This window comes from Methylobacterium nigriterrae (assembly GCF_037106235.1).
In the GTDB taxonomy this organism is placed as follows: Bacteria; Pseudomonadota; Alphaproteobacteria; order Rhizobiales; family Beijerinckiaceae; genus Methylobacterium; species Methylobacterium nigriterrae.
Map to the genome: position 1 here is coordinate 1 of NZ_JBAWTG010000010.1, position 14,750 is coordinate 14,750.

Below are 14,750 nucleotides of genomic sequence, written 5' to 3' on the forward strand. Positions count from 1 at the left end.
CCGCGCGCTCGCGGACTTCGGGGGAATACGGTGGGGTTCGCTTCGTCATGGCTCCAGTCTCTCAAGAGTTGGAGCCTCTGAGAAACCCGGCGCGGTTCAGTCCTGCGATGGTTGGGACAGCTTGGGCTGCCACCACCGCAACCCTGCGGACCGGCGTGGGTCAGCAGGGGATCTGAGCCGCCGTATCGGGCTGCTCGGGACGCCAGCATGTCCGCTCCGTTCGCAGCCGAAGTCCAGTCGAGAGTGCGGGCTGTGGACAACGAGCTGATTCGCCTCATCCCGCGAACGGCGTCTCGGAGAATTCGCGAACGAGTCTCCTGGCACTAAGGGTCAGCAAGCACGGAAGATGCACGCGGTGGGCACGAGAAAGGGCCCGCAATGGCGCTCCAAACGGACGGCGCTGAAGGGGCGGAGAGCGGGAGCCAGAATGCCTGTTTTCGGCTAAGTACCCGAGACGACGACGATCTCTGACGCGCCCGGAAACAGTGCCGTTCGTCAGGAGTGAGTGGTGGGCCCGGCAGGACTCGAACCTGCAACCAGACCGTTATGAGCGGTCGGCTCTAACCATTGAGCTACAGGCCCGTGCTCCGGCGTGCCCGCGCTTCCTAGCGGTTCGGCCCGCGCCCGTCACCCCGGATTCCGGCGCCGGCGCGGCTCACGCCTTCACGATCGTCGGCCCCGCGAGGCCCGCCCGCGCGCAGGCGTTGCGGGTGTCGACGACGAGGGGGGCGTGGGCGACGATGTCCGCCCAGGCGATCCCGTCGTGGTCGGTCACGATCAGGACCGCCGCGCAGGCCGCCAGGGTCTCGGCCGAGAGCGGCACCGAGCGGCGGCCGGCGAGCCCCGGGAACTCGCGGGTCGGCGGGATCTCGGGCACGAGCGGGTCGTGGAAGGAGACGCGCGCGCCCCGCGCCTCCAGGAGCTCAGTCAGCTTCAGGGCCGGGCTCTCGCGCATGTCGTCGACGTTGCGCTTGTAGGCCATGCCGATCATCAGGATGCCGGCGCCCGAGAGGCCGCGTCCGCCGCGGCGGTCGAGGGCCTCGGCCAGGCGCGCGATCACGTAATGCGGCATCTGCCGGTTCACCTCGCCGGCAAGCTCGATGAAGCGGGTGGCGACGTCGTACTCGCGCGCCTTCCAGGTCAGGTAGAACGGGTCGATCGGGATGCAGTGGCCGCCGAGCCCCGGCCCCGGCTGGAACGGCATGTAGCCGAAGGGCTTCGTGGCGGCGGCCTCGATCACCTCCCAGACGTCGATCCCCATCGCGTCGTAGACGACCTTCAGCTCGTTCACGAGCGCGATGTTGACGGCCCGGAAGATGTTCTCGGTGAGCTTCACGGCCTCGGCCGCGGCCGCCGAGGAGACCGGCACCGTGCGCGCGACGATCGCCCCGTAGAGGAGCGCGGCGAGGTCGCGCGAGGCCGGATCGTCGGCGCCCACCACCTTCGGGGTGCCGGCGAGCGTGTGGGCGGCGTTGCCGGGATCCTCGCGCTCGGGCGAGAAGGCGAGGAAGAGGTCCTGCCCGAGGGTTCGCCCCGCCGCCGCGAGGATCGGCGCCAGCACTTCCCGGGTGGTGCCGGGCCAGGTGGTCGATTCGAGCACGACGAGCTGGCCAGGCCGCAGGCACCGGGCGATGTCGGCGGCCGTCCGGCGCACGAAGGAGAGGTCGGGCTCGCGCTGGCGGGTCAGGGGCGTCGGCACGCAGATCAGGAGGGCGTCGGGCTCGCCGAGCCCGTCCATGTCGCGGCTTGCCCGGAACCGGCCGGTGGCGAGCGCCGCGCGCACCGAATCGGTGTCGAGATGCGCGATCACGGGCTCGCCCGCGTTGATGCGCGCGACGCGCTCCGGGTTCACGTCGAAGCCGATGACCCGGAACCCCGCCCGCACCGCCGACAGCGCCAGCGGCAGCCCGACATAGCCGAGCCCGATCACCCCGATCGTGGCATCGCGCGCTCCGATGGCGCGGTCGAGGGTTTCGCGGGGCGTGCTCATGCGCGCACCGTCATAGCGCCGCGATCGGCCGGGCGGTAGCGGCCCGTGGAGACTCGCTTCCTGCGAGGATCCCGGTCGCGGTCCCGGCAACAGGGCCCGTGGCGCGTCTCACGCGGGCGCGGGTCCCCTCTCCCGTGCGGGAGAGGGACAGGGTGAGGGGTGCGACCTCTCCGGAGACGGCAAACCCCTCACCCGGTCGGCTTTCGCCGACTCGACCTCTCCCGCACGGGAGAGGTGGGCCGCCCCGTCAGGCCGGGACGCCGGCTTTGTCGAACAGGAAGTCGTCCACCGCCGGGATCGTCACCGCGAGGGAGGCGCCGTAGCTGGCCTTGGTGAGGCGCCAGGGGCGCTCGGGGCGGGCGCGGATCGCCTCGGAGGGGCGCAGGCGGCGCAAGCTGCCGTCCTGCCCCACCTCCTCGATGGCGAGGAAGCCGTAGACCTGCAGGCGCGAGGCGGTGAGCTTGGTGTCCCGGTCGCCCGCCGCCACCGCGAGGCTGCCGGTCGCGTAGAGCGCGTCCATCAGGGCGCGCTGGTCGCTGCGGCGCTTGGCCTGGCCCTCGCGGAAACCCGCCTGCCGGGCCGCCGCGCCGGGGACGGCCGTCCGCCGGAAGGGCACGACATTGTCCGTTGCCGTGAAGACGCCACCCATACGCAACCCACCCCCGCGCACCCGCCGCACACAGCCGGGGCGGTGGCGCGAAGGGCCCGCCGGTCCGGCGGTCGCGAGGATTCGACGAAACGGCTTAATGCCCGCTTAGCCATGCGGGCGGGCGCGGCCGCGGAACCGTCCCGAAACGGGCCGCCCGACCGGGAGCTTGCGGGGCCCCGACCTGGCGCGGCCGGGGACCGGCCGCGCCGGAGGCGCGGTGCCGGGTGCGGGCCTTCAGGAGAGCGACACCGTGTAGGCGGCCTCCGTCTTGGCGCGGATCTCCTCCTCCGTGACCCCGTCGGCGAGCTCGATCAGACGCATGCCGCCCTCGCCCTTCTTGTCGATCGCGAACACGCCGAGATCGGTGATCACGAGGTCGACCACATGGGTGCCGGTCAGCGGCAGGTCGCAGGCTTTCAGGAGCTTCGGGCTCTCCGAGCCGTCCTTGTTCCGGGCGACGTGCTCCATCACCACGACGACGCGCTTGACCCCGGCCACGAGGTCCATGGCGCCGCCCATGCCCTTCACCATTTTGCCGGGGATCATCCAGTTGGCGAGGTCGCCGTTCTCGGCCACCTGCATGGCGCCGAGGATCGACAGGTTGATGTGCCCGCCCCGGATCATCCCGAAGGAATCGGCCGAGGAGAAGTAGCTCGTGGTCGGCAGGGCCGTGATGGTCTGCTTGCCGGCGTTGATGAGGTCGGGATCCTCCTCGCCCTCGTAGGGGAAGGGGCCCATGCCGAGCATCCCGTTCTCGGATTGCAGCTGCACCGACATGCCCTCGGGGATGAAGTTCGACACGAGCGTCGGGATGCCGATGCCGAGGTTCACGTAGAAGCCGTCCTCGAGCTCGCGCGCGGCGCGCGCCGCCATCTGGTCGCGGGTCCAGGCCATGATGATCGTCTCCTGACAGGGTGGCGCGCCCTCGCGCTGCCGGATGAGGTGGTCCCCTCCCCGTACGGGGGAGGAGAGAAGCCGGGACGGATCTCTCAGATCGCCCCGCCGCCGGCCGCGGCCTCGGCCGCCTCGGCGCGCTTGCGGGTGGTGCGCTGCTCGATGCGCTTCTCGCGGATCGGCACGTGGATGATGCGCTTCACGAAGATACCGGGCGTGTGGATGTTCTCGGGCTCGATCGCGCCGGGCTCGACGAGATGCTCGACCTGCGCCACCGTCACGGTCGCGGCCGTGGCCATCATCGGGTTGAAGTTGCGGGCCGTCATCCGGTAGGCGAGGTTGCCCTCGGTGTCGCCCCGGTAGGCGTGGACGAGCGCCACGTCGGCGAACAGCCCGCGCTCCATCACGTAGGCCTCGCCGTCGAAGTCGCGCACCTCCTTGCCCTCGGCGACCTTGGTGCCGACGCCCGTCTTGGTGAAGAAGGCCGGGATGCCCGCGCCGCCGGCGCGGATGCGCTCGGCGAGCGTCCCCTGCGGGTTGAACTCGATCTCGAGCTCGCCCGCCAGGAACTGCCGGGCGAACTCCTTGTTCTCGCCGACGTAGGACGAGATCATCTTCCTGACCTGACGGGTGTCGAGCAGCTTGCCGAGGCCGACCCCGTCGATCCCGGCATTGTTCGAGATCACGGTCAGGCCCTTGACGCCCGAGGCGCGCACCGCCTCGATCAGCTCGTCGGGGATGCCGCAGAGGCCGAAGCCCCCGCACATGACCGTCATGTCGTCGCGCAGCAAGCCCGCGAGCGCGGCCGTCGCGTCCGAATACACCTTCTTCATCCAAACCGTCCTTCTCGAACCGGCACCCCGCGGGGACGCGCCCGGCCGCCTTCTCCACAGATGGTACGGCGCGCGGCGTTCCGTCCCGGGATCCGGCGGCCGTCTCGCGGCCGCCGTGCCCACGAATCACAGGCCCTGCGCTAGCAGGAAGCGCGCCGTGGAGACAAACTCTCTCGAAGGGTTTAAGGGAATGACCCGAGTGGACCGGATGGTTACGGCTGGGGGCGGCCTGAAACTCCGGGAGCGATGCCCGACTGTCCCGGTCCGCCCGAGAACGGCCCCGTCGGGGGCATTTGTACGCCCGAGAACGGCCCCGTCGCGCCGGACGGGCCACCCGCCAGGAGCGCAATGCCGCCGCGCCGCGTCATCCCTGTCCTCGGCCTCGGGGCCCTGACGGTCGCGGGCCTCTCCGCCGCCTGCCTGCCCTGGCCCGTGGCGACGCCGGGGGCGGCCCGCTTCGTCAGCCGCGGCCTCGAACCCTACGGCCTCTCGCTCACCGCGGACGGGCCGACCCGCCTCTCGCTCCTGCCCCTGCCCCATCTCCGCTTCACGCGCACGCGCATCGCCGCCGGCCGGACCGGCGAGGCCGGGCCGGCGCTCGCCGAGGGCGGCCGCCTCACGATCGAGCTGAGCCTGCTGGCGCTGCTGTCGGGCCAGGCCGAGATCGGCGGGCTCGCCCTCGACGGGGCGGCGCTGACCCTGCCGCTCGGCCCCGACGACGCCCGCTGGGCCGAGCCGATGCGCCGCATCGCCGCGCGCCTCGAGCAGGGGGCGGCGAGCCATCCGCGCCGGGTCAGCCTCACCCGCGCCAGCGTGGCCGGCGCCCGCGAGCACGGCGCCCGCGACCTCGACCTCGTCCTGTCCTGGCCGCTCTGGAGCGCGAGCCTCGACTGCGCGGCGAGCCTGACCTGGAAGGGGCAGCCCGCCCGCTTCGCGCTGGCGGGCCTGCGCCCGGCCGACCTTCTGGCCGGCGTCGCGACGCCGTTCGCCGCCACCGCCCGCTGGCCGGCCGGCAGCCTCTCGGCGGAAGGGACCGCGATCGCGGCGGACGGGCTCAGGCTCAGCGGGCGCGGCAGCGTCGAGACGCGCTCCCTGCCCGAGACGCTCGCCTACTGGGACGGCGACGTCGCGCTCTCGCCCTTCGTCGAGCGCTTCTCGGCCGACGGAACCTTCGAGACGGACCAGGACGGCCTGATGCTGCCGAGCCTGCGCGTCGAGGTCGGCAGCAACGTGCTCGAGGGCGCGGGCTCGGCGCGGTTCTCGGAGGCGCGCACGGCCGTGCAGGCGACGCTCGCGGCCGACAGCCTCAACCTCGGCCCGCTGCTCGGCGGGCTCGTGCGGCTGTTCGGCCCCGCCTCGCCCGAGGGCGAAGCGGCGGCCCCGCCCGCCGACCGTTCGATCGCCCTCAAGCCCCTGACCGGGGGCGACCTCGACCTGCGGCTCTCGGCGGCCTCGAGCCGGATCGGCCCCGTGCTGCTCGAGGATCTCGCTGCGAGCGTGCTCGTGCGGGGCGGCACGATCGAGGCGTCGCTCGGGCGGGCGAGCCTCCAGGGCGCCACCCTGAAGGGCCGCGTGGCGCTCGCGCCGGTCGGCGAGGACGGGGCCGAGACCGAGGTGAAGGCGCAGGGCGCCTTCGACCGGCTCGACCTCGGGGCGCTCCTGATCGATCTCGGCCAGTCCCGCTGGGTGCTCGGCGGCACGCAGGGCCAGTTCGCCCTGGAAGGGAGCGGCCGCGACGTCGCCTCCCTCACCGAGCACGTGAGCGGGCGGGCGGCTCTCGGGAGCGAGGGCGGCACCATCTCGGGGCTCGACCTTGCCGACGTGATCCACCGCAACGGCGCGCTGGCGCCGGGCGCGCTCGCCCGGCGCAACGGCCGCACGAGCTTCGATCGGGCCGGGCTGTCGCTGCATTTCAGCGACGGGGTCGGCGAGATCGGCGAGGGCTTCCTGACGGCCTCGGCGCTCACCGCGACGCTCAGGGGCCGGCTCTCGCTCACCGAGCGCAGCTTCCGCGCCCGCGCCGAGCTCGCGCCGCGCCTGGCCGGCGGCCAGGGCGATCCGCCGGCGGCCCGCCCCGGCACCCTGTTCGAGATCGCCGGCCCCTGGAACGCGGTCTCGGTGCGCCGGGCCGAGCACGACGCGCCGCCGCCGAACCTCGGCGGGCAGAACGGACCGGTGGCGCGCAACCCGTCGCGGCCGCCCGGCGCCGTCGGCCTGCCGGCCGCCGCGCGGGCCTACGCGCCCTGAGCGCGGGGCGTCAGGCCCGCGCGCGCCGCCCGCCGAGCCAGGTCGCCGCCAGCACCACGCCGCTCACCGCCGCGATCAGGAGCGTCGAGGCGGCGTTGATCTCCGGGTTCACCCCGAGCCGCACCTGGCTGTAGAGCCGCATCGGCAGCGTCGTGGCGCCGGGCCCCGAGACGAAGCTCGCGATGACGAGGTCGTCGAGCGACAGGGTGAAGGCCAGCAGGAAGCCCGCCGCGAGCGCGGGCGCGAGCAGCGGCAGCGTGATGGTCAGGAAGACCCGGGCCGGTCCCGCGCCGAGATCGGCCGCCGCCTCCTCGAGCGAGCGGTCGAGACCTCTGAGCCGCGCCCCCACCACCACGGCGACGAAGCCGGTGCCGAAGGTCGCGTGCGCGATCACGATCGTGCCGAGGCCCCGGTCGAGGCCGATCCCGACGAACAGCAGCAGCAGCGACAGGCCGGTGATCACCTCCGGCATCACCATCGGGGCGTAGACGAGGCCGGTGAACAGGCCCCGCCCGGCGAAGCGCCCGTGCCGCTCGAGCGCCAGCGCCGCCAGCGTGCCGAGGGCCGTGGCGGTCAGGCCCGCCAGGAGCGCGACCCGCACGCTGACCCAGGCCGCCTCGAGGAGCGGCCGGTCGGCGAGCAGCACCCCGTACCAGCGCGTCGAGAACCCGCCCCAGACCGTGACGAGGGAGGAGGCGTTGAACGAGTAGGCCACGAGGACGAGGATCGGCGCGTACAGGAACGCGAGCCCGAGGCCGAGCGCCGTCCGTGTCAGGACGCTCATGGTTTGTTCCGAATGATCACCGGGCCGCCTCCCCCCGCCGGGCCTCGGCCTCGCGGAACAGGATGACGGGCCCGACCACGATCACGAGGAGCAGGATCGCCACCGCGGAAGCGAGCGGCCAGTCGCGGTTTGAGAAGAACTCGCTCCACAGCACCCGCCCCAGCATCAGGGTCTCCGAGCCGCCGAGCAGGTCCGGGATGATGAACTCGCCCACCATCGGGATGAAGCAGAGCAGCGCCCCCGCCACCAGCCCGGGCGCGGCGAGCGGCAGCGTCACGCTCCAGAACACCCGCGTCGGCGAGGCCCCGAGGTCGGCCGCGGCCTCGGGCAGGCTCGGGTCGAGACGGCTCATCACCGCGTAGAGCGGCAGCACCATGAAGGGCAGGTAGGCGTAGGTCAGCCCGATCAGCACCGCGGCCTGCGTGTTGAGGATCTGCAGCGGCTCGCCGATGAGCCCGAGCCGCATCAGCCCGGCATTCAGCAGTCCCTCGGGCTTCAGGATCGCGATCCAGGCGTAGACCCGGATCAGGAAGCTCGTCCAGAACGGCACCACCACGAGGGCGACGAGGAGCGGCTGCCAGCGGGCGGGGGCGCGCGCCAGCGCGTAGGCGACCGGCGTGCCGATCGCGACGAGGATCAGGGTGGCGACGAGCGCCAGCCCGACCGAGGCGAGCGCCGCGTCCCGGTAGAGCGCGTCGCCCGCGAGCGTCTCGAAGTTCGTGAATTGCAGCGCTTCGAGGAAGCTCGACCAGCCCTCGATCCCACCCTGCCAGTCGAGGACCGGCAGGTAGGGCGGCATCGCGGTGGCTGGCTCCGACAGGCTGATCTTCAGCGTGATGGCGAAGGGCACGAGGAAGAAGGCGCCGAGCCAGAGGAGCGGCGGCAGGCGGACGAGCGCCCGCAGCAGCCTGACGGAGCGCGCCATCATGCCGGCAGGATCACGGCCGCCTCGGGCGGGAAGCCGAGCCGGACCGGGGTGCCCGCTTCCCAGCTCGTCCCGCCGGCCGGCGTGCTCACCCGCAGCAGGGACCCGTCACGCATCCGCACCTGCCGGCGGATGCGCTCGCCGAGGAAGGTCGTCTCGGTGATCGTGCCCGCAAGTTCCTCCTCCCGGCCCGCCTCCGGACCCTGCGCCAGGGCGATGCGCTCCGGCCGGATCGCCACGACCACGCCCGCATCGGGCGAGAGCGCGACGGAAGGCGGCAGGGCACGGATCGGCCCGAGCGCCGTCTCGACCGTTCGTGACGCCCCGCCCGTGTCGGGCCCGACGCGTCCCTCGATCAGGTTGACGTCGCCGAGCAGCCCGGCGACGAAGCGGCTGACCGGCCGCTCGTAGAGATCGGCGGCGGGGCCTACCTGCACGAGGCGGCCGCGATCCATCACGCCGATCCGGTCGGCGAGCGTCATCGCTTCCGCGGGATCATGGGTCACCACCACGAAGGTGGTTGCGAGCCTGCGCTGGAGCGCCCGCAGCTCACCTTGCGTCTCCTCCCGCAGCGAGCGGTCCAGCGCACCGAGGGGCTCGTCGAGGAGAAGCACCCGCGGTTCCCGGGCGAGCGCGCGAGCGAGCGCCACCCGCTGGCGCTGGCCGCCTGAGAGGCGGTCGGGCCGCCGCTCCGCGAAGGCATCGAGGCGCACGAGTCTGAGCAGGCGCCCGACTCGCTCGCCGACCGCGGACCTCGACAGGCCGAGCCCCTTGAGGCCGTAGGCGACGTTTCCCGCCACGCTCATGTGCGGGAAGAGCGCGTAGGACTGGAACATCATGTTCACGGGACGCCGATGCGGCGGCAGACCGGCCAGGTCCCGGCCATCGAGGCTGATGCTGCCCGAACTCGGCGCCTCGAACCCGGCAACGAGGCGCAGGAGCGTGCTCTTGCCGCAACCCGACGGTCCGAGCAGGCACATGAACTCGCCGGCCGTCAGGTCGAGCGAGACGCCCTCGACGGCCGTATGAGCTCCGAAGCGCTTGGTGAGCTGGGCAAGCCGCAGGAGCGTGCCGCTCGCGGATGCGCCGGCGCGCGGGAGTTCAGCCATCCTCGCGCAGGGCTTCGGCCACGCGGGCCTCGAGAAGATCGGGCCGGCGGATCACGAGCGCGCCGCGCGTGCGGTCGACGAGGCCCTCGCTCGCCATCACGGTGAACTCGCGGGTCACCTGCTCGCGGCGGCATCCGATGCGGGCGGCGAGCACGTGATGATAGGGCGGTGGCGTCACCACGCGTTCGTCCCCGCCCCCGGCGCGCGGCACCGAAAGGCGCAGCAACTCGGCGTAAAGGCGGTGGCGCAGGTCGAGGAGGGCGTGCTCCATCAGGCGGGTATTCAACTCGCGCACGCGCTTCGTCAGCAGCCGGAACAGGCGGTCGGCGATCGCCTCCGAGGCGAAGACCATCTGGCGGAAGACCGCGGCCGGCACGACGCAGACCTCCCCCCGTGTCAGTGCGGTCACGTTGGCCGAGCGGCCGATCCCGTCGAGGGCGGCGAGCTCGCCGAAGAAGGCCCCCGCCCGCATCTCGCCGAGGATGACCTCCTTGCCCGATTGCGAGCGGTTGAGGATCCGCACCTCGCCGGCGGCCAGGAAGTACACGTCGGTCGAGACATCGTCATAATCGACCAGCACCTCGTTCTCGTCGAATCGCCGCCAGTGGCAGCGCGTCTCGAACGGCGCGAGTTCGATGCCCGGCTCCTTGAAGAACGGAATGCTCGCCAGCCGACCCATTCCCTAGCCCCCAGGTGTTCGACGCAACAACGCCACGCAGGCCAACCCGGTCCGCGAACTGCGAATACCGGGTGCGGCGAGATTCCGGCGGCGATTGGACCTGAATGTCGGCATCGTCAAGCTGCGCGGGATCGTGGCGACAGGGTTTGCACCGGTCAAGTCGAAGCCCGGCGATCGGCGTGGATGACGCGCGGCGACGGTTGCTGTGGATTGTAATGGCGAACTGACAAACCTTTTACTTCCCCGCGAGCCGTGCTCCCGATAGGCGACGTCGTCGGTTCAGCGCCGGCCGTCGGTCGGAGCGTCACGATGTCGAGCCTGTCGAAACCTACCGCGGGCAATCGCCGCGACGGCTTCCGGTTGCCGTGAACCGAGATTCCATGTCGGCCCGTCCAGACCCCATCCGATGTGCCTTCGAGCGCGGCACCGATCAGCCCCTGACCCGTCGCGGCGAGGCCGCGCAATCGACGCTCGCTGCCGCGTTCAACTGCTCGGGCCGCGGCCTTCACACCGGCCGCCACGCGAATGTGCGCGTGTCCCCGGCCGCGGCCGATCTCGGGATCGTGTTCCGGCGCCTCCTGCGACCAGGCGCGGCCGTGACAATCCCTGCCCTCTGGCAGGCGCGGGTGCCGCAGCCGCTCTGCACCGCTCTGCAGGGTCCTGACGGCACGCTCGTACGCACCGTCGAGCACCTGCTGGCCGCCCTGAACGCCCTCGAGATCGACAACGCGCTGGTCGAGATCGACGCGGAGGAACTGCCGATCTTCGACGGCAGCGCCATGCCCTGGTGCGACAAGATCGAGGAGGCGGGGCGCATCCGCTCCACGGCGTCGCGCCGCATGATTCGCGTGCGCAGGCCCATAGAGGTCCGGGACGGCCGGCGCTCGCTCCGCATCGAGCCGGCCGAAACCCTGTCCATCGCGGCACGGCTCTCGCTCGCGCATTGGGGCGAGTTGCAATGGGAGGGCGTGATCACGCCGGAGAGCTTCGTGCGCGACATCGCCCCGTCGCGCAGCTTCGGACGCCTGAAATGGGCACTTCCCGCGAAGATCTATGCCGCGCTGAGCGGCCGGCCGCTGCTGCGGGGAGCCAACCTCTCGACCACCGCAGCGATCGTCGGATCGCGCGTCATCGGCGGTATGCGCGTGCCGGACGAACCCGTGCGGCACCGGATCCTCGACCTGATCGGCGATCTCTCGCTCGCCGGTCATGGCATTCTCGGTCATGTCAGCGCAGCGCATACGGGCCACGAGCTGAACCACGCCCTCGTCGCGCAGCTCATGCGGGACCCGTCAGCCTGGGACCTCATCTGAAGGGCTCTCAGGACCCGATGCGCTCGCTCAGCCAACGCTCGAAGGCCTCGCGCAGGGCAGCGAGCCAGCGGCCGAGACGCCGGGAATCGGACAGGATCTGAAGCGAAGCGATCATCCGGGACCGTCCGCGCACCCGTGTCACGGGCGCGCCGCGAAGGAGCCCCCCGGCGTGGCCGCCTCGCAAGCGGAGGCGCGACCGTGCCCGTTATGACCTCGGCGCCGCGGCCGCCGCAACCCGAGATGCGCCGCGATCGTCTCGCCGCTTGCCTCCCTGCGCGCGTCTCGCCAGAACGCGTCCCATGCTCCGCGTCAGCGATCTCACCTACCGCATCGGCGAGCGCCTCATCCTCGATGGCGCCTCCTTCACGATTCCCGACCGCGCCCGGGTCGGCCTCGTCGGCCGGAACGGGGCCGGCAAGACGACCCTCTTCAGGGCGATCCTCGGCGACATCCCGACCGAGGGCGGCACCATCGGCCTGCCGAAGGGCATGCGCATCGGCGCGGTGGCGCAAGAGGCGCCCGCCGGCCCCGAGACGCTGCACGAGGTCGTGCTCGCAGCCGACACCGAGCGCGCCCGCCTCATGGCAGAGGCCGAGCACTCGGGCGGTCTCAGGCGGGCCGAGATCGAGACGCGCCTCGTCGATATCGGGGCTCATTCCGCTCCGGCCCGCGCGGCGGCGATCCTGCACGGCCTCGGCTTCGACGCGGCGGCGCAGGCGCGGCCCTGCTCCGACTTCTCGGGCGGCTGGCGCATGCGTGTGGCCCTCGCCGCCGTCCTGTTCTCGGAGCCGGATCTGCTCCTCCTCGACGAGCCGACGAACTATCTCGACATCGAGGGCACGCTCTGGCTCTACGACTATCTCGAGCGCTATCCCCGCACGGCGATCATCATCAGCCACGACCGCGACCTGCTCGACGAGTGCGTGGATCATATCCTCCACCTCGAGCGCGGGCAGCTCACCCTCTGGCGGGGCGGCTATACCGCGTTCGCGCGGCAGCTCTCCGAGAAGCGCGTGCTCCAGGCCAAGGCCCGGGTGAAGCAGGAGGCCGAGCGCGCCCATCTGCAGAGCTTCATCGACCGGTTCAAGGCCAAGGCCACGAAGGCCCGTCAGGCCCAGTCCCGCGTGAAGCGCCTCGCCAGGATGGAGCCGATCGCCGCGCTGATCGAGGACGACGTGCCGGTGATCCATCTGCCGAGCCCCGAGCGACCCCTCTCGCCCCCGATCGTCGCGATGGAGCGCGTCCAGGCGGGCTATGCTGAGCGCGTCGTTCTCGCGGGACTCAACCTCAGTCTCGCCCCCGACGATCGGGTGGCGCTCCTCGGCGCCAACGGCAATGGCAAGTCGACCTTCTGCAAGCTGATCGGCGGACGGCTGGCGCCGCTCGCGGGCGACCTGAAGCGCTCGTCGAAGATGGAGGTCGCCTATTTCGCCCAGCACCAGCTCGACGAATTGCGGCCCCGCGAGAGCGCCTACGCGCATGTCCGCGACCTGATGCCGGACATGCCCGAGGCCAGGGTCCGGGCCGCCGCCGCGCGCCTCGGCTTCCCGGCGTCGAAGGCGGATACGCCGGTCGCGCAGCTCTCCGGCGGCGAGAAGGCGCGCCTCCTGATGGGGCTCGCGGCGTTCAACGGTCCCCATCTCCTCATTCTCGACGAGCCGACGAACCATCTCGACATCGAGAGCCGCCAGGCGCTGGTCGAGGCGATCAACGACTACGAGGGAGCCGTCATCCTGGTCTCGCACGACCGCTTCCTCGTGGAGGCTTGCGCGGACCGGCTCTGGCTCGTCGCGAACGGCTCGGTGAAGACCTTCGACGGCGACATGGACGATTACCGCCGCCTGATCCTCGCCGGACCGGAGCGCGAGGAGGCGCGGTCCCAGGACGGGACCGGCGGCCAGAGGGCCGAGGCGAGGCGTTCGGCCGTCGAGCGCCGGGCCGCGCTCGCGCCCTTGCGCCGGAAGCTCGATGGCATCGAGGCGCGCATGGGCAAGCTCTCGGAGGCCATCGCCAAGATCGATGCCGCGCTCGCCGACGGCTCGGCCTTCCAGCAGAACGCCGCCAAGGCAGGCGAGCTTGCCCGGATGCGGGCGGAGGCGGCGAGCGCCCTCGGCAGCGCTGAGGAGGAGTGGCTCACGCTGAGCGGCGAGATCGAGGCGGCGAGTGCCTGAGCCCGCGAGCGCGGCTTGCCGACCTCGTCCGGGCACGCGGGCGGGATGAAGGCAGCGAGGCAACGCTCCGCCCACCGCGACGTTGTCGCCGGGATCCCGATGCGAGGCGCACGATGGCGAGCCGACCCGACCGCACCCTTCCGGCCAAGGCGGTAGCCAAGGCGGCCTGGGCAGTCAGGGCCCTCGGGCTCACCTCGCTCGGTGCAGCCGCCGGCTGGCTCGCCTACAGCCACCTCGTCATCGGTCACAGGATGCCGCTTCCGCCGGCCCTGCCCGGCCGGCGGGACGTGCTCCGGACCCGGGTCGGCGACATCAGCCTCTACGGCTCAGGCCCGGCGGACGGTAGGCCGCTTCTCCTCATCCACTCGATCAATGCCGCGGCGAACGCCTACGAGGTGCGCCCGCTCTACCGCCACTACGCTGCCTCCCGGCCGGTCTACGCCCTCGACCTGCCGGGCTTCGGCTTCTCGGCGCGCAGCCGGCGGATCTACACGCCGCGCCTGATGGTCGACGCGATCCACGCCGTGGCGGGCGAGATCCGGCGCCGGCACGCGGGCACGCGTCTCGATGCCGTCGCGCTCTCTCTCTCGGCCGAGTATCTGGCGCGGGCGGCCCTGGAGCAGGCCCAGGATTACCGCAGCCTCGGGTTGATCAGCCCGACCGGGTTCGACGCGCGTCTCTCGGGGCGAGGGCCGCTCGGCGGCAACCGCGGCAGCGATTTCGCCCGCGCGGCGGTGGATGTCCCGCTCTGGGGGCGGCCCCTGTTCGATGCCCTCGTGAGCCGGCCGAGCATGCGCTTCTTCCTCGAGAAGACCTGGGGCTCGCGCCGCATCGACGAGGGTTTGTTCGCCTACGACTACGCCTCGGCCCACCAGCCGGGAGCCGAGCACGCACCGTTCTCGTTCCTCGCCGGGCATCTGTTCCCGACCGACGCGACCCGGCTCTATGACGCCCTGTGGCTGCCCGTCTGGATGATCCACGGCGTGCGCGGCGACTTCGTCGATTTCCGTCATGCCGCCTCGTTCCAGGAACGCCCGAACTGGACGATCGAGACCATGCCGACGGGCGCCTTCCCGCATTTCGAGCGCCTCGGCGCGGTCGCGCGCAGCTACGACACGTTCTTGGCCGAGATCGGCTGACCCGATAGTCCCGGGCC

Annotated in this window: 12 protein-coding genes and 1 tRNA gene; 4 read left to right on the top strand and 9 right to left on the bottom strand. The window is 72.1% G+C overall.

The genetic code is table 11. The annotated features are described in order from the left end of the window. Window positions 1-506: 506 nt before the first annotated feature. From WDW90_RS08050 to WDW90_RS08070, 5 genes are all read right to left on the bottom strand, one after another. Window positions 507-582 (bottom strand) — tRNA-Ile (locus tag WDW90_RS08050). 73 nt (window positions 583-655) lie between these two features. Beyond that, window positions 656-1,990 (bottom strand): nucleotide sugar dehydrogenase, encoded by a 1,335-nt coding sequence (locus WDW90_RS08055; RefSeq protein ID WP_336486853.1) that lies wholly within the window; start codon window positions 1,988-1,990, stop codon window positions 656-658. A 247-nt stretch (window positions 1,991-2,237) separates the two neighbouring features. After that, entirely contained in the window at window positions 2,238-2,639 is a 402-nt protein-coding gene (locus tag WDW90_RS08060) for a hypothetical protein (protein ID WP_336486855.1), read from the bottom strand. A gap of 234 nt (window positions 2,640-2,873) precedes the next feature. Further along, window positions 2,874-3,533 (bottom strand): 3-oxoacid CoA-transferase subunit B, encoded by a 660-nt coding sequence (locus tag WDW90_RS08065; RefSeq protein WP_336486857.1) that lies wholly within the window; start codon window positions 3,531-3,533, stop codon window positions 2,874-2,876. A 95-nt stretch (window positions 3,534-3,628) separates the two neighbouring features. After that, window positions 3,629-4,366 (bottom strand): CoA transferase subunit A, encoded by a 738-nt coding sequence (locus WDW90_RS08070; RefSeq protein WP_336486859.1) that lies wholly within the window; start codon window positions 4,364-4,366, stop codon window positions 3,629-3,631. Between the two features lie 246 nt (window positions 4,367-4,612). On the opposite strand from WDW90_RS08070, the gene WDW90_RS08075 reads away from it, so the two are divergent. Next, a complete protein-coding gene (locus WDW90_RS08075; protein WP_336486861.1) occupies window positions 4,613-6,613 on the top strand; it encodes an AsmA family protein in 2,001 nt (666 codons plus the stop codon). Between the two features lie 10 nt (window positions 6,614-6,623). On the opposite strand, the gene WDW90_RS08080 is transcribed toward WDW90_RS08075, so the two are convergent. From WDW90_RS08080 to WDW90_RS08095, 4 genes are read right to left on the bottom strand one after another with little or no spacing between them, the layout of a single operon-like run. Then, entirely contained in the window at window positions 6,624-7,397 is a 774-nt protein-coding gene (locus WDW90_RS08080) for an ABC transporter permease subunit (RefSeq protein WP_336486863.1), read from the bottom strand. Between the two features lie 16 nt (window positions 7,398-7,413). Next, entirely contained in the window at window positions 7,414-8,325 is a 912-nt protein-coding gene (locus WDW90_RS08085) for an ABC transporter permease (RefSeq protein ID WP_336486865.1), read from the bottom strand. Then, window positions 8,322-9,431: an ABC transporter ATP-binding protein gene (locus WDW90_RS08090; RefSeq protein ID WP_336486866.1), complete on the bottom strand. Its 1,110-nt coding sequence runs from the start codon at window positions 9,429-9,431 to the stop codon at window positions 8,322-8,324. Before WDW90_RS08090 ends, WDW90_RS08085 begins: the two co-directional genes overlap by 4 nt. Next, on the bottom strand, window positions 9,424-10,110 hold the full coding sequence (locus tag WDW90_RS08095) for a Crp/Fnr family transcriptional regulator (protein WP_336486867.1): 687 nt from the start codon (window positions 10,108-10,110) through the stop codon (window positions 9,424-9,426). Before WDW90_RS08095 ends, WDW90_RS08090 begins: the two co-directional genes overlap by 8 nt. A 380-nt stretch (window positions 10,111-10,490) precedes the next feature. On the opposite strand from WDW90_RS08095, the gene WDW90_RS08100 reads away from it, so the two are divergent. The 3 genes from WDW90_RS08100 to WDW90_RS08110 all read left to right on the top strand — a co-directional run bounded on the left by WDW90_RS08100 (window position 10,491) and on the right by WDW90_RS08110 (window position 14,733). Further along, complete coding sequence (locus WDW90_RS08100) at window positions 10,491-11,423, top strand: UDP-3-O-acyl-N-acetylglucosamine deacetylase (protein ID WP_336486869.1); 933 nt, start codon at window positions 10,491-10,493, stop codon at window positions 11,421-11,423. Between the two features lie 299 nt (window positions 11,424-11,722). Beyond that, window positions 11,723-13,594 carry an ABC-F family ATP-binding cassette domain-containing protein gene (locus WDW90_RS08105; RefSeq protein WP_336486871.1) on the top strand — a complete coding sequence of 624 codons (1,872 nt, stop codon included), beginning with the start codon at window positions 11,723-11,725 and terminating at the stop codon, window positions 13,592-13,594. Window positions 13,595-13,707: 113 nt separating this feature from the next. Continuing rightward, a complete protein-coding gene (locus WDW90_RS08110) occupies window positions 13,708-14,733 on the top strand; it encodes an alpha/beta fold hydrolase (protein WP_336486872.1) in 1,026 nt (341 codons plus the stop codon). Window positions 14,734-14,750 lie beyond the last annotated feature (17 nt).

Coding starts and splice junctions, on each gene's coding strand:
- WDW90_RS08055 (WP_336486853.1), bottom strand. CDS start 1,990: ATGAGCACGCCCCGCGAAACCCTCGACCGCGCCATCGGAGCGCGCGAT.
- WDW90_RS08060 (WP_336486855.1), bottom strand. CDS start 2,639: ATGGGTGGCGTCTTCACGGCAACGGACAATGTCGTGCCCTTCCGGCGG.
- WDW90_RS08065 (WP_336486857.1), bottom strand. CDS start 3,533: ATGGCCTGGACCCGCGACCAGATGGCGGCGCGCGCCGCGCGCGAGCTC.
- WDW90_RS08070 (WP_336486859.1), bottom strand. CDS start 4,366: ATGAAGAAGGTGTATTCGGACGCGACGGCCGCGCTCGCGGGCTTGCTG.
- WDW90_RS08075 (WP_336486861.1), top strand. CDS start 4,613: ATGCCCGACTGTCCCGGTCCGCCCGAGAACGGCCCCGTCGGGGGCATT.
- WDW90_RS08080 (WP_336486863.1), bottom strand. CDS start 7,397: ATGAGCGTCCTGACACGGACGGCGCTCGGCCTCGGGCTCGCGTTCCTG.
- WDW90_RS08085 (WP_336486865.1), bottom strand. CDS start 8,325: ATGATGGCGCGCTCCGTCAGGCTGCTGCGGGCGCTCGTCCGCCTGCCG.
- WDW90_RS08090 (WP_336486866.1), bottom strand. CDS start 9,431: ATGGCTGAACTCCCGCGCGCCGGCGCATCCGCGAGCGGCACGCTCCTG.
- WDW90_RS08095 (WP_336486867.1), bottom strand. CDS start 10,110: ATGGGTCGGCTGGCGAGCATTCCGTTCTTCAAGGAGCCGGGCATCGAA.
- WDW90_RS08100 (WP_336486869.1), top strand. CDS start 10,491: ATGTCGGCCCGTCCAGACCCCATCCGATGTGCCTTCGAGCGCGGCACC.
- WDW90_RS08105 (WP_336486871.1), top strand. CDS start 11,723: ATGCTCCGCGTCAGCGATCTCACCTACCGCATCGGCGAGCGCCTCATC.
- WDW90_RS08110 (WP_336486872.1), top strand. CDS start 13,708: ATGGCGAGCCGACCCGACCGCACCCTTCCGGCCAAGGCGGTAGCCAAG.